Origin of the sequence: Staphylococcus carnosus (assembly GCF_900458435.1) — a bacterium.
GTDB lineage: Bacteria > Bacillota > Bacilli > Staphylococcales > Staphylococcaceae > Staphylococcus > Staphylococcus carnosus.
Map to the genome: position 1 here is coordinate 351,506 of NZ_UHCT01000001.1, position 24,606 is coordinate 376,111.

At 32.2% G+C, this 24,606-nt stretch carries 18 protein-coding genes and 1 pseudogene; 13 read left to right on the forward strand and 6 right to left on the reverse strand.

Going from position 1 to position 24,606, the window contains the following annotated elements:
* Positions 1-7 precede the first annotated feature (7 nt).
* Positions 8-1,096: a glycosyltransferase family 2 protein gene (locus DYE31_RS01455; RefSeq protein ID WP_015901424.1), complete on the reverse strand. Its 1,089-nt coding sequence runs from the start codon at positions 1,094-1,096 to the stop codon at positions 8-10.
* Between the two features lie 639 nt (positions 1,097-1,735).
* On the opposite strand from DYE31_RS01455, the gene DYE31_RS01460 reads away from it, so the two are divergent.
* A complete protein-coding gene (locus tag DYE31_RS01460; RefSeq protein ID WP_015901423.1) occupies positions 1,736-2,821 on the forward strand; it encodes an acyltransferase family protein in 1,086 nt (361 codons plus the stop codon).
* 59 nt (positions 2,822-2,880) lie between these two features.
* On the opposite strand, the gene DYE31_RS01465 is transcribed toward DYE31_RS01460, so the two are convergent.
* Positions 2,881-5,382, reverse strand: coding sequence for a glycosyltransferase (locus DYE31_RS01465; RefSeq protein ID WP_015901422.1), 2,502 nt, complete (start codon positions 5,380-5,382; stop codon positions 2,881-2,883).
* Between the two features lie 488 nt (positions 5,383-5,870).
* On the opposite strand from DYE31_RS01465, the pseudogene galU reads away from it, so the two are divergent.
* A pseudogene (galU, locus tag DYE31_RS01470) lies at positions 5,871-6,726 on the forward strand (UTP--glucose-1-phosphate uridylyltransferase GalU).
* Between the two features lie 38 nt (positions 6,727-6,764).
* Positions 6,765-9,806 carry a CDP-glycerol glycerophosphotransferase family protein gene (locus tag DYE31_RS01475; protein ID WP_015901419.1) on the forward strand — a complete coding sequence of 1,014 codons (3,042 nt, stop codon included), beginning with the start codon at positions 6,765-6,767 and terminating at the stop codon, positions 9,804-9,806.
* Positions 9,807-9,912: 106 nt separating this feature from the next.
* On the opposite strand, the gene DYE31_RS01480 is transcribed toward DYE31_RS01475, so the two are convergent.
* Positions 9,913-11,199 (reverse strand): YhgE/Pip domain-containing protein, encoded by a 1,287-nt coding sequence (locus DYE31_RS01480; protein WP_015901418.1) that lies wholly within the window; start codon positions 11,197-11,199, stop codon positions 9,913-9,915.
* Between the two features lie 165 nt (positions 11,200-11,364).
* Here DYE31_RS01480 and DYE31_RS01485 point away from each other — a divergent pair, with 165 nt between their 5' ends.
* From DYE31_RS01485 to DYE31_RS01500, 4 genes are all read left to right on the forward strand, one after another.
* Positions 11,365-11,982, forward strand: a complete 618-nt coding sequence (locus DYE31_RS01485) for a TetR/AcrR family transcriptional regulator (RefSeq protein WP_015901417.1) — start codon at positions 11,365-11,367, stop codon at positions 11,980-11,982.
* 71 nt (positions 11,983-12,053) lie between these two features.
* Positions 12,054-13,019 carry a carbohydrate kinase family protein gene (locus DYE31_RS01490; protein ID WP_015901416.1) on the forward strand — a complete coding sequence of 322 codons (966 nt, stop codon included), beginning with the start codon at positions 12,054-12,056 and terminating at the stop codon, positions 13,017-13,019.
* Positions 13,020-13,176: 157 nt separating this feature from the next.
* Complete coding sequence (locus DYE31_RS01495; protein WP_015901415.1) at positions 13,177-13,761, forward strand: PadR family transcriptional regulator; 585 nt, start codon at positions 13,177-13,179, stop codon at positions 13,759-13,761.
* 3 nt (positions 13,762-13,764) lie between these two features.
* Positions 13,765-14,958, forward strand: a complete 1,194-nt coding sequence (locus tag DYE31_RS01500) for an FAD-dependent oxidoreductase (protein WP_041613041.1) — start codon at positions 13,765-13,767, stop codon at positions 14,956-14,958.
* Between the two features lie 566 nt (positions 14,959-15,524).
* Here the strand turns inward: DYE31_RS01500 and DYE31_RS01505 are convergent.
* The gene (locus tag DYE31_RS01505) at positions 15,525-16,067 is read right to left on the reverse strand and encodes a TetR/AcrR family transcriptional regulator (RefSeq protein ID WP_041613040.1); all 543 of its coding nucleotides are present in this window, start codon (positions 16,065-16,067) and stop codon (positions 15,525-15,527) included.
* A 166-nt stretch (positions 16,068-16,233) separates the two neighbouring features.
* On the opposite strand from DYE31_RS01505, the gene DYE31_RS01510 reads away from it, so the two are divergent.
* Entirely contained in the window at positions 16,234-17,157 is a 924-nt protein-coding gene (locus DYE31_RS01510; RefSeq protein ID WP_015901411.1) for an alpha/beta hydrolase, read from the forward strand.
* Between the two features lie 104 nt (positions 17,158-17,261).
* Here DYE31_RS01510 and DYE31_RS01515 read toward each other — a convergent pair whose 3' ends face one another.
* Complete coding sequence (locus tag DYE31_RS01515) at positions 17,262-18,398, reverse strand: DsrE/DsrF/DrsH-like family protein (protein ID WP_015901410.1); 1,137 nt, start codon at positions 18,396-18,398, stop codon at positions 17,262-17,264.
* Positions 18,399-18,506: 108 nt separating this feature from the next.
* Here DYE31_RS01515 and DYE31_RS01520 point away from each other — a divergent pair, with 108 nt between their 5' ends.
* The 5 genes from DYE31_RS01520 to DYE31_RS01545 all read left to right on the forward strand — a co-directional run bounded on the left by DYE31_RS01520 (position 18,507) and on the right by DYE31_RS01545 (position 23,872).
* On the forward strand, positions 18,507-18,764 hold the full coding sequence (locus tag DYE31_RS01520) for a hypothetical protein (protein WP_041613039.1): 258 nt from the start codon (positions 18,507-18,509) through the stop codon (positions 18,762-18,764).
* Positions 18,765-18,777: 13 nt separating this feature from the next.
* Positions 18,778-19,023: a hypothetical protein gene (locus DYE31_RS01525; protein ID WP_041613038.1), complete on the forward strand. Its 246-nt coding sequence runs from the start codon at positions 18,778-18,780 to the stop codon at positions 19,021-19,023.
* A gap of 384 nt (positions 19,024-19,407) precedes the next feature.
* Entirely contained in the window at positions 19,408-19,857 is a 450-nt protein-coding gene (locus DYE31_RS01535) for a MarR family winged helix-turn-helix transcriptional regulator (protein WP_015901408.1), read from the forward strand.
* A 198-nt stretch (positions 19,858-20,055) separates the two neighbouring features.
* Entirely contained in the window at positions 20,056-21,699 is a 1,644-nt protein-coding gene (locus tag DYE31_RS01540; RefSeq protein ID WP_041613036.1) for an alpha-keto acid decarboxylase family protein, read from the forward strand.
* Between the two features lie 562 nt (positions 21,700-22,261).
* Positions 22,262-23,872 (forward strand): BCCT family transporter, encoded by a 1,611-nt coding sequence (locus tag DYE31_RS01545; protein WP_041613153.1) that lies wholly within the window; start codon positions 22,262-22,264, stop codon positions 23,870-23,872.
* Positions 23,873-23,970: 98 nt separating this feature from the next.
* On the opposite strand, the gene cudC is transcribed toward DYE31_RS01545, so the two are convergent.
* Entirely contained in the window at positions 23,971-24,516 is a 546-nt protein-coding gene (cudC, locus tag DYE31_RS01550; RefSeq protein WP_015901405.1) for a choline uptake/conversion transcriptional regulator CudC, read from the reverse strand.
* Positions 24,517-24,606 lie beyond the last annotated feature (90 nt).

The following is a 24,606-nucleotide window of genomic DNA, read 5'->3' on the forward strand; positions in this document are numbered from 1 at the left end:
TTAGTTTTTAAAATGTCGCTGTGATTGAAAGTGATTTTTTTAAATAATAATTTTTCAAATACTTATCAGAAGGCTTTGAGTTTGAAATTTTGCCTAATTGCATAGTTTTTACTTTATCAACACTATAATTTAAAACTGTTTTATAATCCTTTTTTTGTATGGCATAGTAAATTGCTTGCTTGCGATAATCACAGTCTAAAATATATCGTTTATCCAGCTTAGTAAGTGCTTTTCTCGTAACTTTAATAAAATCTTTAGTATATGACTTGTTAGTTTCTGTATATTCAGGAAAGAACAGAGGTAAATCAAAAATTATTACTTTCTTTTCGAATTCGTCACACAATTTTTTAGAAGCATGTTTTTTGAGAAATGATAGAGTATTCAAGCATGTATTTACACGATCTTTATAGCTTTGTATATTGAATCGATCTTGAGAAATTGAAACACTCTCTCCAGTTCTGATTCTCCAGACATAAGTCACTGTTGGAATGATGTTAATTTTTTTAGCTAAGCTAAAAGATTTCATTGTAAAATAGATGTCTTCATAAACTATATTTTCTGGGAACACAATTTGGTTTTCTTTTAAGAAAGAAGATTTATATATTTTGTTAGTACTAGTACTATCATAAACTAAAGAAGGTGTTTCAAAGAAATTAGTGTTTATTTTTTCAGTAAAATCTACTTTTTTATGTAAACCTGAACGGCTATATTTGTTATTTTCAAATCTTTCTACGGGTCCTGTTACTACCTCTGCTTCATTAATAAAGGCAGATTCTAATAATGAACTATAAGCATTTTTAGGAACAAAGTCATCGCTGTCTAAAAACGCAATATATTTTCCTTGTGCTAGTTCAATTCCTTTATTACGAGTAGCACCTAGACCGCTATTTTCAAAATGATAAGCTTTAACATTAGAGTGCATTTTACTAAAGTGATTGATAATTTCACCAGAGCCGTCTAAAGATCCATCATTAATTAAAATTATTTCATATAAGTTATCATCTAGATTTTGTTCTAGCAATGATTCTATACAGTCGTGTAGATATCCTTGGACATTATAAACAGGTACAATGATACTTAAAAGTTTTTCTCGCATTTTTATTCATCCTTATTTTACATTTTATTATCAATATAAATACAACTTAATTTAGTTGGTTTGCAACCATTACTTACATTAATCAGTTTGTTAATGCTAATAACACTCGAATTTAAAAATTCACACAATAAAATAACTATATATTGCGTTTACATAATGCTTTGTAATGTTTTGCAAAAGTGAAAGTGATTTATAAATAACTAAGTATGAAATTCGGTTAAGTTGCAATAATCAATATACTAATCCACAATTAATAACAATTAAACAAATAAATAGCGTTTTTGTCAATGTTGCAATTAACGTTTGTTTTCTCAAAAATCATGTACAAAATAAAGAAGAATAATATGAGGTTAAAGAGAGAAATGATATAGAAAAGAAGGAAGTTAAAATTTTGTCTCTATAATGATTATTCAAATTAATTTGATAGTGATTACCCAAAAAGTTTCATTTATAGCGTGGTTTTGATAACTATTAAGCTTTATCTTCTTTTAATTAATGACGAAGTATGTTACATTTTTAATTAAATTTACATATAATTATTGTTGGCTCATCAATATATAGTGCTTCTAGTTTGTCAAGAGCAGTGATATTCAGAGTGTTTTAAAATGCTATTTATATCACGTTTAAAAGGAGGAGAATATGCAGAAAAAAACTGAATTAACATATGCTAGATCTATATTTTGTATTATTATTGTGATTGTTCATGTAATGAATGGATTTATTAATGATATTCATGCAGGAGAGGTTCAAAGGCAACTAATTAAATATTTACAAATCCTTCTTTTGAGTGCAACACCATGTTTCATTATGTTATCAGAGACTTTACTTGGGATGCGATATTCGAAACACTTGCCCAAGAACTTTTTGACAAAGAGAATAAAATTTATTTTAATACCATACATATTCTTTGCTTTATTTATAATATTTGAAATTTACTTTGATCCTGCCAAGCATCATACACTTTGGTATCTTGTTTTAAATATTCTTATTGAAGGGAAATTTTTCGGCTGGTTTGTATTAGTAATTTTCCAGTTTTTTATTCTACATATAATTTTTCATAAAGCACTAGATAAAATGAAGCCTTTAATACCAATAGTTGTTTCATTTGCTATTAGTTTTGCGCATGCAATTTTAATGTATTACAGTACAAACTATCTTAATTGGTGGTCAGAACATTATATTCTTTATAATCGGACTATTATATTGAATTGGTTATTCTATTTTGTATTGGGCTTCTATATAGGAAAATATTATGACGCTGTAATGAAGTTTGTGCATCAAAAAATATATTGGTTTTTATTATTGCTCGTAGTGAGTGCTGGAATTATTGCTATAAATATTTTTAAGTTTGATGTACATCTTAATGAGTCTAATCGTTTTGATTTATTCATTTTTTCAGGAGTGTTCTTTGTATTAATTATTAGCTTATCCAAAGTATTATGTCATGTGCATTTAACATTTATTTATTTGATTAGTGAGATTTCTTTTTTCGTTTATTTATCTCATCAAATTATTGTGGAACATATTTCAAGAGGTCTGTCATCTTTTGTTAGATACCCTTTTATGTTTTTAACACTGACAACAATTTTTACTATAGGATTTTGTATAGGACTTGCTATAGTACTTTCATTTATTCCATATGCAAGAATTATTGTCGGTAGAAACACTTTATATCCGATGGTACTAAATAATTACAGTTTGAAACAGGAAATTAAAGAAAGTTGATATTTTCCTAATAAAAAGTGTCGTGAAACTTAATTCTATGTTTCACGACACTTTTTTGTTTAATTTAGTAAGGAATAAAGTTGGTCTAAAGCTTCTGTATTATGTTTGTTTGCGTCAAAATGTTCAAATGTCGGAGTAGTGTGATTCATAAATTTACGAATATTTTCTTCAATCAGATCAGGAGTGTTTTCTGATAACATACCATAATCTCCAAATTTTAGAACATATCTATTAGCGGGTATATCTGAAGCTAATGTATTCGTACCGATAGTTAAAGCTTCTAGTAAAACCATTGATTGACCTTCATAGTGTGAAGTTAAAGCAAATAAATCGCATCGTTTCATTATGTTAAAAGGATTGCCTTTTTGCCCGACTAAAAATACATTGTCTTCTAATTTCAAACGTTTTATCATATCCTCTAAAGCTTTTCTCAGTAGACCTTCTCCTAAAATGTATAATTTGGCAGTAGGGCTAGTTTTAACGATTCCTTTGAAACCATTGATTAATATATCAAATCCTTTTTCGGGAGAAAGTCTTCCCATTGCCATAACTTTATAATCATCTTCGTTAAAAGGTACACTCACAATTTCATTATTCTTTTGAATCGCAAGCACTTGGTTACCTTTGTGAATAAAGAAATCAGTATCTTCATTCAGTAGTTTATTTATTTTAGGAAGATTGATTGTATTCATCGCTGAAACAAATTTCTTTTTAGTTGAAGGTGTAGCTAGATTATTTATATTGATTTTACATGTTTCTTCGGAAACGCTAACAAGGTAATCGAATTTATAATATAGACTAATAATACCTTTTAAATTCAAGTAGTGTGGACGATTACCATTTACTGTGCGGTTCATATCACTTTTGATATCACTATGAAGATAAATTAATTTACGTTTAGATTGGGTAGCAAGTAATATCTTGGACCAAAACATAGAATAACCGCTAAAATCTACGACATAATCAAAGTCAGAGTCCCCGAATATTTTTCGGAATTCTCGTTCGTAAGCTTCGGTAGGATAAACTATCTTTTCTAATAGAGATTTTATGCCTCTATTTTTGACAAAAATATCTCTGTATTTTTCTGAGGTGCTTGCAAGAAGTGGACCTTTCCTTAAAATAATTCGTACATTCTCATTGACTTGTTCCAAGTTTTTGAGTATTTCTTGGTTATGTGTATTATTCAAGAAAATTGTAACATCGTATTTTTCATAATCTATATTCTCTAAAAGATTAATTGCGGAAGTAGTAATTCCGTTGTTTTTCATACCACCTGGATAAATCAAAATAGTTTCTTTAGTTTTTAAAGATTTACCTTTTTTAGAAGAGAACATTGTATCGATTAATTTTTCTGTTACTTTGCCATTTTCATAAGGAACATATAAATTTTTAAATTCTTGATATTGTCTTTCATATTTTGATGCATTGATTTTTGCTTTGTTAACAGCATCCACTAAATTTTCAGTATCGAAAACTGACGGTCCAGGCAACACATCAGGTTTGATATAAAAACCTCTGTCATTCTTGTATTCTTCATAATCCGGTGAATAGAAAATTATTGGGTTATCTGTTACTAGAAAGTCAAAGAATATACTTGAATAGTCAGTGATTAATAAATCCACAACACTTAGTAGTTCGTTAGTATCAAATGAATCTGGAATGAGATATGGTTTGAGTTCCTTGTATTTCAGTGCTGTTTTATACACAAATGGATGTACTTTGACTAAAACTTGATAATCTGTGTTGTTTTTTAACTCCATTACCATTCGATAGACATCCCTTAAACTATCTTCTGGTTTATTCACATTATTTCCTCTCCAAGTTGGAGCAAATAAGATAATTTCTCTATTAGAAACACGAATTCCTGATTGTTTCAAATGTTTGAATACATTTTTCTTATTCGCATTAATTGTTAAATCAATTCGAGGATAACCAATTTCTAACAAGTTCCCATTATATAAACCGTCAAGACTAAATGCTCTTTTGAAAATTTTTGAAGTATGAGGATTTGGACTTAAGAGGATATCAGAACTTAAGAAGTTTTTAATAATATTTTGAGATCCGATTAAATTATCCTCTACATCTAGCCCCATAGCTTTAATAGGGGTGCCATGCCATGTATTTACATAAACTTGATTGTCTTTTTTAGTGAAATACGCAGGGAAAGTAGAGTTGTTTAAAATATATTTCGCGGTTGTGAGGATATTTAAAAAATCATTACTTTCTTTAACAACAAATTCTACATTGGAGTGGTGCTTATAAATTTTTTCGAATTCTTCTTTTTTCTTTTTTGTATCTGCCACCCAAATATGTTTTAAATGCTTGTAATTCTTATTAGACAATAAGTATAAGAATACGGCATATGGACTGTCTGTCATACTTTTACCATCACGAGATTGGTAAACAATATAGTTATCTTTGATTTTATTGTGCTTATAGTATTTTGCGTAGCGAGTAGTTTTTGCTACATAAGAGCTTTTAAATAAACCTTTAATAGGTTGTGAAATAAATTTGTATTTCCTGCTTGCTTGGTTTAATAAAACCTTTCCTATTTTATTCAATCCTAAAACTCCTTTATTTATATTTTCGGTTGCTTTTCGAACTATTTTAAAAATATGAATGCAGGCGGAATTGTTTATGTAATATTAAATTCTGCTTAAGAATAAACTTATATAATTTACATAAAACTATACTTTAGTATATCTTTGTTGGCGTATTTAGACAATGAAAAGAATGAAATAATCTCTTGATTATGCTTTAGAAATTAAAAAATATGATTAAACATAGTTTTAGATAAGGTTCTAGAAATTTTATAAATACTTAACGGAATGCTTTTTAAGTTGAGGTAAATTTGAAAAAAAGAAAAAGAAATAGTAACAAATTTAAAAGTAACAAAAAATTCTGTTGATTTTAACTGAAAATTTAAATATAATTTACATTGATTTAAGAAAAAATTAACACTTGAAAATAGAAGAAAAACCTAACTTCTAATTGCATTATATTAGAAGTCTTTTTTTGTATTAAACTTTAATGATTAGGGAGAAAAGTTATGATTAAAAAAGCAATAATACCTGCTGCAGGGCTAGGAACAAGATTTTTGCCTGCAACTAAAGCAATGCCAAAAGAAATGTTACCAATATTAGATAAACCAACTATCCAATATATTGTGGAGGAAGCTGCAGAAGCTGGGATAGAAGGTGTGATTATTATTACTGGAAAACATAAAAAGAGCTATTGAAGATCATTTCGATAATCAAAAAGAATTAGAAATGAATTTAGAATCTAACGGGAAGTTTAAAGAATTAGAAAAAACAAAAGAGCCTACCAATTTAGTGAATCTTTTTTATGTACGTCAAAAAGAGCAAAAAGGTTTGGGAGATGCAGTATTATGCGCAAAGCAATTTATTGGAAATGAACCTTTTGCCATTTTATTAGGAGACGATATTGTTAAAGGTGAAACTCCAGCAATCAAACAGTTAATGCAAAAATATGAAGAAACTGGCAAATCAGTGATTGGAGTACAAGAAGTTCAACCTTCGGAAACACATAGATATGGAATTATAAATCCAATTTCTTCAAATGGACGATTATATCAAGTAAACAATTTTGTAGAAAAGCCAAAAGAAGGAACTGCACCATCAAATTTGGCAATTATGGGAAGATATGTTCTTTCACCACAAATCTTCAACTATCTTGAAAATCAAGGAATTGGCGCAGGTGGAGAGGTACAGCTCACGGATGCTATAGAAAGATTAAACCAAGATGATAACGTATTCGCATATGACTTTGAAGGTAAGCGTTATGATGTAGGAGAAAAAATTGGATTTGTAAAAACAACAATTGATTTTGCTTTGAATAACGATGATATGAAAGACGAAATAACAAAATTTTTAAAAAATCTGTAAGTGATAAAGCTTTTTATTGAAAGGAATCAAAATCGTATATGGTAAAACTAAAAGAGATTAGAAAGAAATTAGATAATTATGCTAAAAATAAAGGGAAATTTACTTATGTTGATGCCTTTAGAAATAAAAAAATAAAGAAAAATCATTTTGTTTTAGAATCAACACATGGCGATTCTTTTGGAGGGCATAATTATTATTTAGTTCAAGAAATCAAAAAGAAAGTTCGTCGTTCAAAGATATTTGTAGTAGTTAAAAATGTAGAAGCTGCTAAAAAGTTTTTTGAAAATAACAATATGACGTATGTTAATGTAATTAAGCATTTATCAGTTGAGTACTATGAACTGATAGCAACTAGTGAATATTTAATTAATGACACTACATTTTATCCTTTTTTCAACAAGAGAAAAGGACAAAAATATTTTATTGTATGGCATGGAACTCCGTTAAAATATATGGGTAAAGATATGCCTGTAGTTGTAGATGTTGCAAATGTTCAACGTAATTTTTACATGGCTGATAAAATTTTTGTGAGTAATGAATACACTAAAGATATTTTAATTGAAACTTATAATATGAAAAACGTCTACCAAGGAAAAATTGTGGTTGGATCTTCGCCGAGGAATTCAATATTTTTAGACGAGAAAAAGAAAGAAAATATAAGAGAAAACCTTAATATCAAGAATAAAAAAGTAATATGCTACATGCCTACTTGGAGAGGCTCTGTTGGTAAAGTGAAAAAAAGCAGCCATACTCAAGAGTTGCTAAACTATTTAGAAAAGAATCTTGATTCTAATACGGTATTATATGTTAAATTACATGACTTTGAAAAAAGTAGTATAGATTTCAAAGGTTTTAATAAAATAAAAGAGTTTCCGAATAACTATGAAACCTATGAATTTTTATCAATTACCGATACTTTAATAACCGATTATTCGTCTGTAATGTATGATTATATAAATGTAGATAAGCCTGTAATTTTATATACCTATGATTATGAGGAGTATATAGAAAGTAGAGGACTTTATGAAGACATTGATAAATATCCTTTTAAACGTGTCGAAAATTTAGATGACCTTTTAATGGCAATTGAGAATACTTACCCTATTGATTATGATAAATTTAAAAGAAGATTTACATATTCAGATGTTATTGACGGTGCTAATAAAATTCTAAAGAACATGTTAAATAATTATGTAGATGAAACAATCAGTGAATATAGTCTGCACAATGGAAAAGAAACAGTCGCAATTTTAAGCGGAGGTTTTTGGAACAATGGAGTAACAAGTGCTTTAATCAACACATTAGAAAATATAGACACTAGCAAAAGAAACTACATTTGCTTCTTCGAGAAAAGTAAAATTAAACCTGAACACTACTATAAACTTTTGAATTTACCTGAGAATGTTTTATTTTATCCTATTACTGGTGAAGTAAATGGTAGTGTTTCTGATAGATTATTGTTAAAAAGGTATTTGTGGAATGAGGACTATAAAGCTAAAGGAAGAAAAAAACAACTTTCAAGAATTTATAGGGAAGAGTTTAAAAGAATTTTTGGCGATTTAAAAATAGACTGGTTTATCCATTATACAGGTTTTGAACGTAAAGAAGCGGAAATGATGAAGCACATTGACTCAAAGAAAATGATTTGGGTTCATACGGATATGTTTGCAGAGTATGAGGCTAAAAAGAATTTTAGTAAAAAAATAGTATTTAGCGCTTATCAAAGTGCGGATAAAGTTGTAATGGTACACGAGAATTTAAGGGATAATTTAAATAAAGAAATTTCAGGGTTATCTAAAAAACTAGTAACTGTAAATAACTTTTTGGGAGAAGAGCGAATTAGACGATTAAGCAAAGAAAATGTTTTTGAGACGTTGTCTAATGTAAAAGTTGATTATGCTTTTAATGATAATGCTTATAAAACTGAAACACAAATGATTGTTGAGGAATATAAGAATAAAATAAAAGAAATAGTAGAATCAACAAAAGAATCAAAACACACTGATTATCATACAGCTATTAAAAATATCAGAGACATAAATGAAAGATATTCATTTAATCCTTATATAAGTTATATTGTTGAAAGAACAAATAAAATGTTGAATGAAGCTACAGAGAGAATAAGCAACATCTTTGGGGTGGAAAATAAAGGCCTTATCGATGAACTTTTATTTGAAGAATATTATGATTATATTCTTCCTGAGATAAAAGATAAACAAAATGAATTAAATTATTACTTCCCAAATTTAGAAAATGAACTAAAAAGTTATAAGGCATTTTTAAATGAAAGATTGGATAAAGCTATAGTAAATAAAAATCAAAAAGTGATAAATAATCTCGAAAATCAATTTAAAAATAGCCGTCAAATTGTAATTGAAAAATATAAATCATTAAAAAAAGAAGAAGATCTAAAAGAAAAGTTCAACTCTTTATTTGAAAATGAAAAGAGACACATAAAAGAATTTGTAGAAAAAAATATAACTCCCGAAAATATTCAAGGTAGTCAAAATCCTAGCATTGATTTTTATAGTTATTTCAGAGTTTCCAAAATAAAAATGCTAAATGCGATTTTCGATGATAATATTACCGTTTATATAAATATTGGGAGATATGATTATCAAAAAGGACATGATAAACTAATTGAAGCTTTTGAAAATACTTTTGAACAAAATCCTAATATATTTTTGGTTATAGTGGCGCCTCATGGCCCATTAAAATCTAAAACTATAAATAGAGTTAGAAGTTCTTTTGCAAGAGATAGTATTGTTATTTTAACTGGTATAAATAATCCATATCCATTATTAGCCTATTGCGATGCATTTGTACTTTCTTCCAATTATGAAGGCCTAGGTCTAGTGGTTTATGAAGCATTGGCAGTTAATACTGATGTTATAACTGTTAATTTGAAAGAAACAATTCAATATATGGAACAAAATCAAGCGATAATTGTTGAAAATAGTGTTGAAGGATTAACCAATGGTTTTATGAAACATCTCGATTTAAAAACACCTCTCAAAAAATTTGATTTTGAACCTCTTAAAATCAAATCAAATGAAGAATTCGAATCTTTATTTAAATAAAGTTATAGTTTGTGATATTCTTACAATAATTTTTGTTGAGTCTCATAAAAAAACCACCATCAATTTCCCAACTTGATGGTGGTTTCAATTTCCCCAATTTATTAAATTATGCTGGAATTTCTGCACGTTTGTCTGAGTGTTTACGAACGAATGAAGCTGCGATAACTGAAACGATACCGAAGATCATGAATCCGATAAACATCCAGATTGTTGCGTTCATTTCAATATGTTGATTCATATAGATGATGTCTCTAAGCGTATGTGCATAGTGACTGAATGGGTTCCAACCTACAATATATTTACGGTAGAATTCTGGAAGCATTTGTTCTGGCAACATTAACAGTTGCATACTGAAGAACAATAATAGGAAGAAGACTGGTACAATCTTCATGCCTGTCCATGTCATACAACCAAGCACAAGTCCAATGAATCCCATGAATGCTATCATGATATAAAGTGCAACGCGGTTTGGATGATCAAAATGGAATCCTAATACGTCTTTCATAAAGTAGATATATCCAAAGCTACCAATTAATGCACTGACAGCAGTCATAACAATTTGGCTAAGTGCTGCAATTAAACGGTTTTTACGGCTTACTAAGTTACTTGTACGGAATGCGAAGAACAAGATAACTGATGTGATTAATGATCCCATCCAAACTGGCATAAACATTAAGAATGATGCATTTCCGTTTGCTTGGTGATCTTTCACTTTATGCACTGTAATGTTATCTACATTTACAGGTTGAGTTAAGCTTTCGATATTTTTAGCTGGAATTGCTACATCTTGTTTATCTAAAATGTCTAAACTTTGTTTTGTAATTTGAGCATTAACTTTTTGACCAAGTCCATCTAATACTTTAGTTGCGATTTGAGAACCTTGTAAGTTGACCCCTTGGCTGATAATTGTTTTAAGTTGTGCTGATTCAGGTTTAACATCTTGAGAACCTGATTGTTTCATTTTCTCAGCCATTTGTTGTGCAGCTTCTGGTGGAATTTCCCCTGACTTCACTTTATCTTGCATTTCTTGTTGTTTAGCTTTCATCACTGAAGCTTGTGTTTTGCTGAGTGCGTGCTTTGAAAAATCTTTTTCTAGTACAACAGTACCAAAGTATTTTTCAACGTCCATTCCTTCACGTGCTTTTTTCTCACTAGATACTTCTTTCCATTCTATTGCTTCTGATTTATTTTTCAATAAGTTGTCTGTTAAGTCTTTACCGATATTTACATGTTTGCCTTGCATGTCAGTACCTTTGTCTAAGTTTACAACTGCAAGTGGAATATTTTTAGGTTTTGGATTATAAGCAGGATAGAACGCAACTGCTAATAACATGATAACTACCAATAATCCGATTGGTGCTATCCAAAGTAATTTATTTTTTAAAATGTTCATTTTTTGACCTCCCAATAAATAATTATTAAACACTGTGTTGATTTATCATTACTTTGACTATTATAATAGTAATATAAATAGATACAATGCTTAATTTAGAACTAATTGTATTTTAATGAACAAATTTAAATATAATGTTCATTAAAATTTATCGGAGGGAACAAAATGGCAGTAGATAGACGGGTGCGTAAAACACAAACAGCAATAAAGAATGCATTTATACATTTATTAGAAGAAAAAGATTTAGATCATATTACAGTAAGTGATATTACAGATGCTGCAGATATTAATAGAGGGACTTTTTATCTGCATTATGAAGATAAATATATTTTATTAGAATCAATGGAAGATGAGTATGCAAAACAATTATATGATTTAACACGCTTCCGAGATGTTATTACGGATGTTGAAAACCCGGAACAGTTTAATAGAAAATTTTCAGAACATATAATGAAAAAAGTGGTTACACATGTTTCAGATAATATGGATTTTTATCGGGTTATTTTAACATTAGAACGTCGAAGTAAAATAGAAGAAAAAATAATGGATATTATTAAAGAAAATTTATTAGATCAGGCTGATGAAAAAAATAAAATAGCAGGAATCCCTGTAGAATATTTCCATAGTTATGTAACAGGTTCAATGATTTCAGTCATCAAATACTGGGTGCAAGACGAAAATCGCATGGATGTAAATACTTTGATAAAATATATTTCACGTATTGTATTTAATGGACCTTTGCGTTTAGTCGCAGGTTCACATAACGGAGAAGTTTGGGAGTAGAGGCTAGACTTAGTTGAGTAGGTTGATTAATTAGATATTGAAATTAATATGAAGATGAAAAGAGGATAATTATGAATAAGCTTTTTGCAATGGGTGAAGCTTTGATTGATTTTATACCAAACGAACGAGATTCAAAACTGAAAGAGGTTTCGCAATTTCAACCGCAAGTTGGCGGGGCACCAACAAATGTCGCAAGTTGTGTTGCTAAATTAGGGGGCAATGCTTCAATCATTACACAAGTAGGCGAAGATGCATTCGGCGAAAAAATAGAAGATACATTAAATACTATTGGTGTAGATACTAATTATTTAATGAAGACTGATAAAGCGACTACAGCACTTGCCTTTGTAAGTTTAACAAAAGAAGGAGAACGTGATTTTGCTTTTTATCGTAAACCTTCAGCAGACATGCTATTAAAAACAGAAGATTTACCCGATTTAAATTTTAGTTCAACAGATATTCTTCATTTTTGTTCTGTAGACTTAGTAGAATCTCCAATGAAACAAACACATATGGAAATCATTGATAAGATGTTGAAAGAAAATGGAACTGTCGTTTTTGATCCTAATCTTCGCTTTCCACTTTGGGATTCTCTTGATGATTTACGTGAAACAGTTTTAGATTTTATTCCCAAAGCGCATATCGTTAAAATATCTGACGAAGAATTAGAATTCATTACGAATTTAAAAGATGAGAATGAAGCTATTGAATCATTGTTTGTGGGTAATGTTGAAATCATTATCTATACTGAAGGCAAAAATGGCGCTTCCATTTATACAAAAAATGGAATGATAGCACGTGAGAACGGATTTGAAGTTACTGTGAAGGATACCACAGGAGCAGGAGATGCTTTTATAGGCGCAATCATATTTCAATTATTGAAAGAAGATAGAAAGCATTTAACAGAAAATGGCAATCAATACTTAAGATTCGCAAATGCAGTAGGTGGAGTAACCACTACAGCGTATGGCGCAATAGAAAGTTTGCCATATCTGGAAGACGTTGAAAATCTAATGAAAAATTCAGAAACAAAATAATATATGAATTTAAACTGTTAAACCTTATTATAAAAGGGTTTGACAGCTTTTTTTAATTATATCGTAAAAAAGGTAACGATATATCGTTGACTTATTTCGATATATCGCTTATAATTTCGATATATCGAAATAAAGAAAACGAAAGAAGGAATTAAATATGTTTAGACGTGGATTTGATCAATTCAGAAATATGAGAGATAGTGAAGGATTTGATTTTGGAAGAGGTTTTGGCGGCTTTGAGAAAATGTTTGGCGGCCGTGGACAAGAGCGTATGTTTAAAAAAGGCAACTTGCAGTTTATGATATTAAATTCTTTAAAAGAAGAACCGAAACACGGTTATCAAATCATTAAAGATTTAGAAGAACAATTTAAAGGTTTCTATTCACCAAGCCCAGGTTCTGTTTATCCTATTTTACAAATGTTGGAAGACAGAGAATTTGTTTCAGTTACTAAAGAAGGCAATAAAAAAATATATACCATTACTGAAGAAGGAGAAAACTTCTTAAAAGAAAATGGGGACCAAAACGAATTCGCAAACAGTATGAAACAATTTCAAAACTTTAATAGAGAAGATATGAAAACATTAGGTGCAGATATTAAAGAAGCAGTGAACGCAATCTTAACAGCAAGTAAAGAAGCAATGACAGATGAAGAAAAACGTAAACAATTCGACCGCTTCCTCACTCAAATCAAAGATCAAGCGCAAAACTTATACAAAGAAGATGACAACCATGACAAATAAAAAATTGGCATCATTGGCGGAGGACCAGGCGGATTAATGCTTGGTTTACTCCTTCAAAACCAAGGTTTAGACGTTCATATTTATGAAAAAGCAGACCGCAACGTCAATCGTTCACGCGGCGGCTCATTAGACATCCACCACGATACAGGACAACTCCCATTGGCCGAAGCAGGTTTACTTGATGAGTTTAAAGCATTAGCACGCTTTGAAGGCGAAGACACTAAAATAGTAGATAAACAGGGTCATATCTATTTTGAAGAAGATGCTGAAGGAGAAGGCGGACGACCAGAAATTGATCGTGGTGAATTATGTGATTTAATCCAAAACAAAATTGAACCAGAACGTATTCATTATGGATATAAATTTGAAAGTATGGATACATTAGAAGATGGAAAGGTTAAAGTCCACTTTCACCATAGCGACAACTTCAACCAAATTGAACAAAAAGAAACTGAAGTTTTCGATTTAGTAATAGGATCAGATGGCGCATTTTCAAAAGTACGTCCATTCCTTGCTGACACAGATATAATTTATACAGGTGTCTCATTTATCGAACTCAGCGTGCCTGACGTTCATACACAATATCCCGACTTAGCCGAATATAATAAAAATGGCAAAATGATGGGACTTGGCGGAGATCAGTTAATACTAGGACAATTGAATGGTGACGGGCGTATTGTCGTCTATGTTGCTTATGAATTAGATAGAGACCAATTAGATGAATACAAAGCACTAGATAATGAGGCTTTGAAAGCACGTATACTAGAAGAATTTCAAGATTGGGACGAAGAACTGCTTAAATATATTAAATATGCCGATGATAATATTATGTTCAGACGTATCTATCGTCTGCCAATCGGATTTGAATGGCAACATCAATCGAATGTCACTTTAATTGGTGATGCAGCACACTTAATGAGTCCTTTTGCAGGGGAAGGTGTTAACATGGCACTTTATGATGCATACATGTTAGCCCATGCAATCGCAAACCACTCAAATCAAACAGAGCAAATTGACTTTGATAAAGCACTTGCTGAATATGAAAAAAATATGTATGAAAGTTCAAAAGAACGCGCAAAAGAATCTCAAGAAAATCTTGAAACATTCTTTAGAGAAGATGCACCTGAAGTGATGGCCAACTTCTTTATTGAAGGACAAAAAATGTTAGAGGCACAAAATCAACAATCTAATCAATAGAACGCAATTAAATTTCAACCACATCTCGATTTGATTGAAACCCCCAAGTAAATTTGATAAGATTTAATTGTATTAAAATAGCCCTTAGTCGGGTTAGGACGTAAGGGCTTGAGTACAGGATTCATGATTGGATATTGTGAATACCTCACCGAATAAAGTAGATGGACTAGTTATGTGGCAGCATAGCTAGTCTTTTTTATTGCTGTCTTTGCTGATTAAAAACTTGATAGCTGTAGCGAGTAAAGTCACTTGTACGATAGAAGAAAAATTAATCGTGAGTTCATGGATAATAATGTCCATCCATATCACCTCACTTTCTTGCCGAATAAAGAAAAGAGGTACTCACATGCGTCGTTGAGCCTGTTACTCATAAATTTAGTTTAGCACTTTGAACATCTGTTTTCAAAGGAAATACGAACAAATGTTCGATTTAAATTATAGCATATCTCCTAGTAAGATGCATGAGTGATGAAAAATAAAAGCGAACACTTTTTCAAAATCATTAGGAAACTAAAAATCCTTACACTGAAGAAATTTAAGTCAACTTACTACGATACATTATCTGTTTATAAATCACCGTTTGTCATTTTCAGCAACTGGACGACTTGATTTTCAATGGCTGCTTTATTTGAATTTTCATCTTGAATATAAACCATGACCATTTGAACAATGCCTGCAGCAAAAAATTCTGGGAAAAGCTGTTCGCTTAAATGGTGTGCTTTCATAAATGTTGTACTTAATCTGCCGTCTAACTGGCGTATAATAAATTTTTGCAATTTCTGTTTGTATTCATCAGCGTTTTTAATGCTGAAGAGACATTTGAAAAATGTTTGATGTGTTTCGAAAAAATCAAACCAAATTGTTGTACCTTCTTTTAAGCCTAAATCTTTCTTCGCTTCACAAATTTCATCTAATTGGTCAAAGTGTTTTTGAACAATCGCATCAAGCAAGTCGTATTTATCTAAATAATGAAGATAGAAAGTTTTACGCTCTATTTCAGCTGCATCTGCGATTTCTTTGATTGTTATTTTCTCAAAGTCCTTTTTATAAAATAATTCTAAAAAAGTTTCAGTAATATTGCGTCGTGTTTTAATTACACGTTTATCCATAATGGAACATCTCCTCATTTAAAACCCGATTTTATAAATATGTGTATTAATACATAACTGTTCGAGGGTATACATTGTATAAATAAATTTCTTGATATATTTAAATTATACACACAAGAGTTATAAAACACTAGAGTGAATTAATAAAGATAAAAGGGTGATTATTTTGAAAGAACAACATGTAACCTTTAAAACAAGAGATGTTGAAACTGCAGGTATTTTGAGAACACCGGATAATGCGACTGACCAACCACTGCCGACAATTGTAGTGATGCATCCGATCAGCAGTGTGAAAGAACAAACTGCAAGCATTTATGCGAAACGTTTAACTGAAGAAGGGTTTGCAACTTTAGCGTTTGATGCGGCCCACCAAGGTGAGATTGCTGCAGAACCCAAAAATATTGAAGTGCCTTATTATCGGGTAGATGATGCCAAAGCAGCTATCGACTATTTAAATACACTTGATATTGTAGATGACAAACGAATTGGTATTTTAGGTATTTGCGGAGGAGGCGGTTATGCAGTTAATGCCAGCTTAACTGACAAACGTATTAAAGCAGTCAGCTCTGTGGTGAGTGTCAACTTTGGAATGATCGCACGAGAAGGTGATTTCACACCTGATTCTGCATTGAAAACATTATATCAAGTTGCAGAACAACGCGAAGCAGAAGCTAAAGGCGGAGAACAAGCACTAATGCCTTATGCGCCTGATAGTGAAGCGCAGCGTAAAGAATTAGGGCTTGATGACATCGATATTAAAGAAGCAGTAGACTATTATAGAACAGACCTTGGTTATCATGAAAATGTGACAAACCGATATCGTGTTATCGATCAAGCTGATGTCATTGGTTTTGATGCCTATCATTTAGCTGATAAATTGCTGGATCAACCATTATATATTGTAGCAGGTGATAAACCAGGTGCATTTGGATCTTATCGTTGTGCTTATGAATTATTCGACAAAGCATTAAGTGACAAAAAGACATTGAATATTGTTAAAGGTGTTTCTCATTACGACTTATATGACCAACCTAAAGCAGTGGATGAAGCTTTAAAAGGATTAGTTCCTTTCTATAAAAAATATTTATAGAAGCGTCGTTACTAAATCACTAGACTTGTGAAAACAACTGTATACTAAAAATAATGAACCCCCTTATTGCATCAATTTATGCAATAAGGGGGTTCAACGATTTCTTAGATAAATAAGTTGTGATTTGCATGTTCGGTATCGCCAATGTATGTGCCGACACCAGCAAATTCAACTTCTGAACGTAATTCTTCTTTTTTAATACCCATAACATCCATACTCATTGTACATGCGATGAGTTTAATATCATTATCAATCGCTTTATCAATCAGTGTTGGAAGGGAGTCTACATTTTTTTGTTTCATAATCATTTTCATCATCAAACGACCTAAGCCGAACATGTTCATTTTTGAGAGTGGCATATTTTCTGGACCGCTTGGCAGCATCATACCGAATAATCGTTCAATGCCAGTCTTTTTCACTTTGCCGGGATTAGGACGTTTTAACGCATTTAAACCCCAGAACGTGCAGAAAATTGAAACTTCACGACCTGCAGCTCGAGCACCGTTCGCAATAATAAAGGCTGCTAAGGCTTTGTCTAATTCACCACTGAATAAAACAATTGTTGTACCTTTTTCTGTATGTTGTACAGAGAGGTCTTTAGGCTGTTGTTCAGCTTTTTCAATGACTGCAGTGACTTCTTTTTCACTTTGTTTCAAGTCTACTAATGTATTGCCAGTTTGAGATGCCCAGCTTTTGATATCGCTTGCGAAACCTGGATCTGTCACTACTACTTCAAGCTGATCGCCTGGTTTTAATTGTTTGAGTTCTTGATTTACGTTCATCAACGGACCAGGACACTGCATACCGCTGTAGTTCACTTTCTTACGTCTGGATTTGAGAGAAGGTGGTGCAGTAGTTTCTTGTGCTGTCTCTGTTATTGCTGAATCTGTTGCTTCTTTTTCGTTTTTGGTTGGCGCAGTTTGTGCTTTTTCAGCTTCTGCTTTATCTTGAAAAGCTTGATAACCGCCGTTTAAATTGACGACTGTAAAACCGCTATCGCTCAACATTTGGCTTGCTTGCTGGCTGCGTTTGCCGGCTTGGCAATAAAGGTAATAAGTTTTACTTTGATCAAGCGGGAATTTGGTGTTGAGTGATGATAGTGGGTAAGACTGCGCACCGTCTATATGTCCCGCTTCATATTCTTCTGTTTCTCGTACATCTATCAATTGGCCTTGTTGGCCCATTGCTTCTAAATCTGCATCTGTTAAATCTGTAATTTGCACGGTTTTAAATTTAACCACGTAATCCATCTCCTTTGAGAATTGTTATAGTGATTGTACAAGTATTAAAGTAAGAAATAAAATGAACTGCATATGTTATGTTGAATATAAGAATATGAGGTGAGAAGCTTGAAGCAGCAAAAGATGTTTACACCCATTGAATGGATAATGATTAGTCTGCTTGTTTTATTGCTGATGGTGAATTTGCTGTCGATTTTTGACTTGATTGGGATAAATCAAGGCATACAAACACTAATATGGGGTGTTTATTTCATAATTATCGGTATTTTATTGCAACGATTCAACAAAAAGAAAATAGCTGTTATCGTATATATCATTGGAGTAGTAGATATGATAGTAGGTGTGATTCATTTATTGAGTTCATAAATGAGGTGACATGATGAGAAAAAGAACTGCTTTGGATTATCTTTTAGTAGGTGCATCAATTGTTTTGATAATATTAAATATGTTATCTGTTTTTGAAGTTATACATATTACGATTGCCTTTAGCAACTTGCTGCTTTCGTTTACGCTTTTAGTTTGTGCTTTAAGTACTTATCGAAGTGGTTACAAAAAAATAGCGTATTTTATAATGATTTCAGCGTGTTTTACTGGAGTGATAGGCTTTATTCAATTATTTGTTTAAGCAACTATTCTTTAATACATAGTAATACGATATAATATAATTGAAGATGAATAATTTGATGAATAGGTGGTGTAAGCTTTGAAATCTAGTAAATTATGGGTCAGTTATGTTGGCATCGTTATTTTGGTAATAACTTTAATTTTAAGCATACTATCATTATTTAATATTGTAGCATTGCCACAAGGGTTTACTGGTCTTTTAAATGGTTTGATTCTCGTGATACTTTATTTCGTGATGTTTAGAGAGAGTAAAACATTAGGAAAAGTTATCTTGATTATTGGAATCTTGGATATTGTTTTGGGAGTAACTAATCTGCTTATATGATAAACTAAGACTAATTATCTGAAATTTTCAGAGAGAATTTGAAGTAAAGGAATGTATAGAATGACCGAGTACAATAATGATTATGAACACCTTTTGTTCTATTTCGCATATAAGACGTTCATCAATACGGCAGACGAGATTATTGAGAAGAAAGGTATGAGTCGTCAACATCACCGCTTCTTATTCTTTATCGACAAAGTTCCGGGTATTACCATCCGTGATCTATTGAAGAGTATGGAAATTTCAAAACAAGGCAGCCATCAAACACTGCGCAAGTTGAAAGAAGAAGGGCTTGTAGTGGAAAAGAAATCTCAAGAAGATGGTCGTGTAAAAGAACTGTTTGTGACAGATAAAGGTCATGAACTCGTAACGGAAATCAATAAAGCACAAAATGATTTACTGCAAAATATCAAAACAAAAGTAGGTAATGACTGGAACGCTATGATGGAAGAGATGGCCAGTTATCGACCAGGATTCCAAGAAGTAAAATATTTAAAAAGTGAAAAATAAGAAAATAATAGATTTTATCCCTATCATGCAGATGCTAAAAAAGCGAAAGCAAGATAGGGTTTTTTATTGAGAGAATACGAATGACAAAGTCTTCTTTTCCGACAAGATTACTTATATAAGTCAATATTATTGACCTAATTTATAGGAAAGCGTTATCCTATAGATGTATTAGAAAAAGAGACAAAGGTGGAATGAATGATGAAAAAACGTGTCGGAGAATATTTAATGGACTGTTTAAGCAACACTGGCGTTGAGAAAGTATTTGGTGTGCCAGGTGATTTCAACTTGGCATTCTTAGACGATATTATCAGCAGAGATGATATTGAGTGGGTTGGTAATACCAACGAATTGAATGCAAGTTATGCGGCAGATGGCTATGCACGTATGAAAGGTATCAGTGCAATGGTTACAACTTTCGGTGTGGGCGAATTATCAGCAGTGAACGGTATTGCAGGTTCTTATGCTGAACGTGTACCCGTTGTAGCGATTACTGGGGCGCCAACACGTGCAGTTGAAGATGCTGGCAAATATGTACACCATTCATTAGGAGAAGGTACATTTGATAATTACCGCAAAATGTTCAAAGAAATTACGACAGCGCAAGGTTACATTACACCTGAAAATGCACAAACTGAGATTCCGCGTTTATTAGATGCAGCATTAGCTGAAAAACGTCCTGTGCACCTTCATTTACCAATTGATGTCGCAATGACTGAAATTGAAGTGGAAAGTACTTATGAAGTTCCAGAACGTAAAGTTGAAGATGTCTCAAAATATATTGCAATGGTTAAAGATAAATTAGAAAGTGCGTCTCAACCTGTAATTATCGCAGGGCATGAAATTAACAGCTTCAAATTGCACGAGCAACTAGAAGACTTTGTGAATAAAACACACATTCCAGTAGCGCAATTGTCACTTGGCAAAGGTGCTTTTAATGAAGAAAACCCTTATTATATGGGTATTTATGATGGTTCTATTGCAGAAGAAAATATTCGCGACTATGTAGATAATAGTGATGCGATTTTAAATATCGGTGCGAAATTAACAGACTCTGCGACAGCTGGTTTTTCATTCGAATTTGATATTGATGATGTCGTGATGTTGAATCAACACAATTTCAAAATGAATGAAACTGTAGCAGAAGATGTGACATTGCCAGATTTGATGGATGGCTTAATGGAAATGGATTACGTGAATGAAGCGGATTATCCGAAATTCAAACGTCCTGAAACAGGTCAATATGAATTAAATGGAGATGCATTGACTCAAGAAACTTACTTCAAAATGATGCAGGATTTCTTAGCACCATCTGATGTGATATTAGCTGAACAAGGTACGTCATTCTTTGGTGCTTATGATTTAGCACTTTATAAAGGCAACAAATTTGTAGGCCAACCATTATGGGGTTCTATCGGTTACACATTACCTGCAACTATCGGTACACAAATTGCAGATCCGAAACGCCGCAATTTATTGTTAATTGGTGATGGTTCACTACAACTCACAGTACAAGGTATCTCAACAATGATTCGCCAAGGATTAAAACCGGTATTGTTTGTTATTAATAATGATGGCTATACAGTTGAACGTAAAATTCATGGTGAAAATGAACCTTATAACGATATTTTTATGTGGGATTATAAAGCATTGCCTGCTGTTTTCGGCGGCGAAGATGTTGTTAAAGTTCGTGATGTATCTACAAGTGAAGAACTTGATCAAGCCTTTGAAGCGATTAAAGCATATCCAGATATGATGCACTTTGTTGAAGTGAAAATGGCGATGCATGATGCGCCGCATAAATTAGATGCAATCGGAAAAGCTTTCGCAAAACAAAATAGTTAATTTTCTGATGTGATACCACGGTTATAAAACAACCGTGGTATTTTTGTGTGCATAGAGAAATATTTGTAAATGATTGTATGGGGGTAAAAGATAATTAATTGCAAATATGCAAGGTGAAATCTGGTTTGGAATTTGGTAAAAGAAATTATTTATGAGAAACAACTAAGAGGAAAGAATAATTTATTTTTAGTGCCGTATCAGAGGTTAGGTCCAAAAAAATATTTATTTAGCGTAAAAGAATAATTATACAAAAATACCGTATATTAAGTTCGTTCAATTCGTTAAATTTTAACTTAACGCTAAGGTGACGGCGGTTAATTCAGTTGAAACGCTCCCAAAAAATATATATTTATTCATCATGTAGATTATTTTAATCTGCATGAATTTGCATTATTATAAATAATTCGTTAATGTCTTTATGTAGCTAATAAATAAGTTGTTGAGATTTTTATGCTTTTCGGGGAATTAAACGCATATTTTTCTTAACGCAAAAAAATAAATAGGGAGTGCAAATACATTGCAAAAAGCTAAAAAAGAAAGCAAAGCGAAAAAGTCCCAAATTATGGACTGGACGACCTTTTATGGAACCGTTATCGTACTGCTCATCGCGGTTATTCCAATGATGGCTTTTCCAAAAGCGAGTCAGAAAGTAATCACAGATATTAATGAATCGATTTCTAACTCAATTGGTGCGGTCTATCTGACATTGGGTCTTGTTATTTTAGGCTTCGTGCTTTACATTGCATTCGGTAAATATGGAAATGTAACGTTGGGTAAAGCGAGTGACCGCCCGGAATTCGGAAACTTTAGTTGGGCATCTATGTTGTTTTGTGCGGGAATCGGCTCTGATATTTTATATTGGGGTGTTATTGAGTGGGCGTACTATTATCAAGTACCGCCTCACGGTGCAAAAGGTATGACAGACCACGCACTGGAATATGCGACAATGTACGGTATGTTCCACTGGGGACCTATTGCGTGGGCGATTTATGTATTACCAGCATTACCAATTGGTTATTTAGTTTTCGTGAAGAAAAAACCAGTTTATAAAATTAGTCAAGCTTGCCGTCCGATTTTGAAAGGGCAAACGGATAAATTGCCTGGTAAAATCGTGGATATTCTCTTTATCTTCGGTTTGCTTGGCGGTGCTGCAACTTCATTAGCATTAGGGGTGCCGATGATTTCTGCAGGTATTGAGAAATTAACTGGTTTAGATGGCAATAATATGTTATTACGTACGGTCATCTTATTTACAATTACTGTAGTATTTGCGGTCAGCTCATATACAGGTTTGAAAAAAGGAATTCAACGTTTAAGTGACGTCAATGTCTGGTTATCATTCTTACTTTTAGGTTTCGTATTTGTGGTAGGACCTACTGTCTTTATTATGAATACGACGGTTACAAGTTTTGGTAACATGTTGAAAAATTTCTTTGAAATGGCTACATGGCTTGAACCGTTCGGCGGTATTGACGGCCGTAAGATTACACACTTCCCTCAACAATGGACAATATTCTATTGGTCATGGTGGATTGTGTATGCGCCGTTTATCGGTTTGTTCATCGCTCGTATTTCTAAAGGGCGTACGTTGAAAGAAGTTATTTTAGGTACGATTGTTTACGGTACATTAGGATGTGTACTTTTCTTCGGTATCTTCGGAAACTATGCTGTTTACTTACAAATCACACATCAATTCAATGTGGTTGAATTCTTAAATACGCATGGTACTGAAGCTGCGATTATTGAAGTTATGCATCAGTTGCCGTTCGGTAATATCGTTGTCGTGTTATTCTTGATTTCAGCGTTCTTATTCTTAGCAACAACATTCGATTCAGGTTCATATATCTTAGCGGCAGCTTCACAAAAGAAAGTTGTGGATGAACCTTTACGTGCCAACAGATTGTTCTGGGCATTTGCATTATGTTTATTACCATTCTCACTTATGCTTGTAGGTGGCCAACGTGCATTAGAAGTATTGAAGACGGCTTCGATTTTGGCCTCTGTGCCGCTAATCGTTATATTTGTCTTCATGATGATATCCTTTATTATCACCTTATCGCGTGATCGGATTAAGCTTGAATTAAGAGCTGAACGACTGAAAAAAGCAGAACAGCGGGTTTTAAATATGCATGAAATCGCTGAAAACAGAAATAATGATACACCGATGAAATAATTAATAGAATACAAAACAAAGCACCAGCATCCTTGGTTTAAGGACGTTGGTGCTTTGTTTATATCAAAATATAAGCGCGATTTGATATACGTTTTTATTTATTCTTCAGGAATAGGGAAATATTTAAAGATTTCACCGCTTTGGATAGCATCGCTGATTTGTGTCAGCCATTTGTAGTATATGATTGAATGTTCAAGTTGTGCATATACTTTTTCAGCATGTTCTCTCGTTTCATGTGCTACATCATCTGCTTCAAGGATTTTGCCGATGATTTTTTCTGATTCTTTAAGTGATTCCATGTTGACGGTAATTTCTCGATTGAATTTAATGTTGAAGAAATTACGAAAGAATGTGAAGAAGTCTTTTTCAGCTACAAAATGTTGTTTGCGGCTGCCGCGTGTAAATTGCTGTTTGACCAAGTCGTATTCTTGAAGCTTTTTAACTCCTGTGCTCATACTTGGTTTGCTCATTTGAAGTTCTTCGCGCATTTGATCGAGTGTCATATTATCCTCGAATACCATAGTGCCGTATAAGTTGCCGACACTGCGATTGATGCCGTATAAATCCATCGTTTCGCCGATGGCACTGATTACTAAATCTTTGGCTTCATCGATTTCTTGTTCATAGTTCTTTGAACTTGCCATAATTAAACCTCCGTCCACTGCATTTACATATATTTTAGAGTGAATTAATGAATTAGTCCAATGTTGATGGGAAAACAAAATAGAGAAAGA

Bases quoted from the DNA above. Each gene is read 5' to 3' on its own strand.
- DYE31_RS01455 (WP_015901424.1), bottom strand. From the start codon at position 1,096: ATGCGAGAAAAACTTTTAAGTATCATTGTACCTGTTTATAATGTCCAA.
- DYE31_RS01460 (WP_015901423.1), top strand. From the start codon at position 1,736: ATGCAGAAAAAAACTGAATTAACATATGCTAGATCTATATTTTGTATT.
- DYE31_RS01475 (WP_015901419.1), top strand. From the start codon at position 6,765: ATGGTAAAACTAAAAGAGATTAGAAAGAAATTAGATAATTATGCTAAA.
- DYE31_RS01480 (WP_015901418.1), bottom strand. From the start codon at position 11,199: ATGAACATTTTAAAAAATAAATTACTTTGGATAGCACCAATCGGATTA.
- DYE31_RS01485 (WP_015901417.1), top strand. From the start codon at position 11,365: ATGGCAGTAGATAGACGGGTGCGTAAAACACAAACAGCAATAAAGAAT.
- DYE31_RS01490 (WP_015901416.1), top strand. From the start codon at position 12,054: ATGAATAAGCTTTTTGCAATGGGTGAAGCTTTGATTGATTTTATACCA.
- DYE31_RS01495 (WP_015901415.1), top strand. From the start codon at position 13,177: ATGTTTAGACGTGGATTTGATCAATTCAGAAATATGAGAGATAGTGAA.
- DYE31_RS01505 (WP_041613040.1), bottom strand. From the start codon at position 16,067: ATGGATAAACGTGTAATTAAAACACGACGCAATATTACTGAAACTTTT.
- DYE31_RS01525 (WP_041613038.1), top strand. From the start codon at position 18,778: ATGAGAAAAAGAACTGCTTTGGATTATCTTTTAGTAGGTGCATCAATT.
- DYE31_RS01535 (WP_015901408.1), top strand. From the start codon at position 19,408: ATGACCGAGTACAATAATGATTATGAACACCTTTTGTTCTATTTCGCA.
- DYE31_RS01540 (WP_041613036.1), top strand. From the start codon at position 20,056: ATGAAAAAACGTGTCGGAGAATATTTAATGGACTGTTTAAGCAACACT.
- DYE31_RS01545 (WP_041613153.1), top strand. From the start codon at position 22,262: ATGGACTGGACGACCTTTTATGGAACCGTTATCGTACTGCTCATCGCG.
- cudC (WP_015901405.1), bottom strand. From the start codon at position 24,516: ATGGCAAGTTCAAAGAACTATGAACAAGAAATCGATGAAGCCAAAGAT.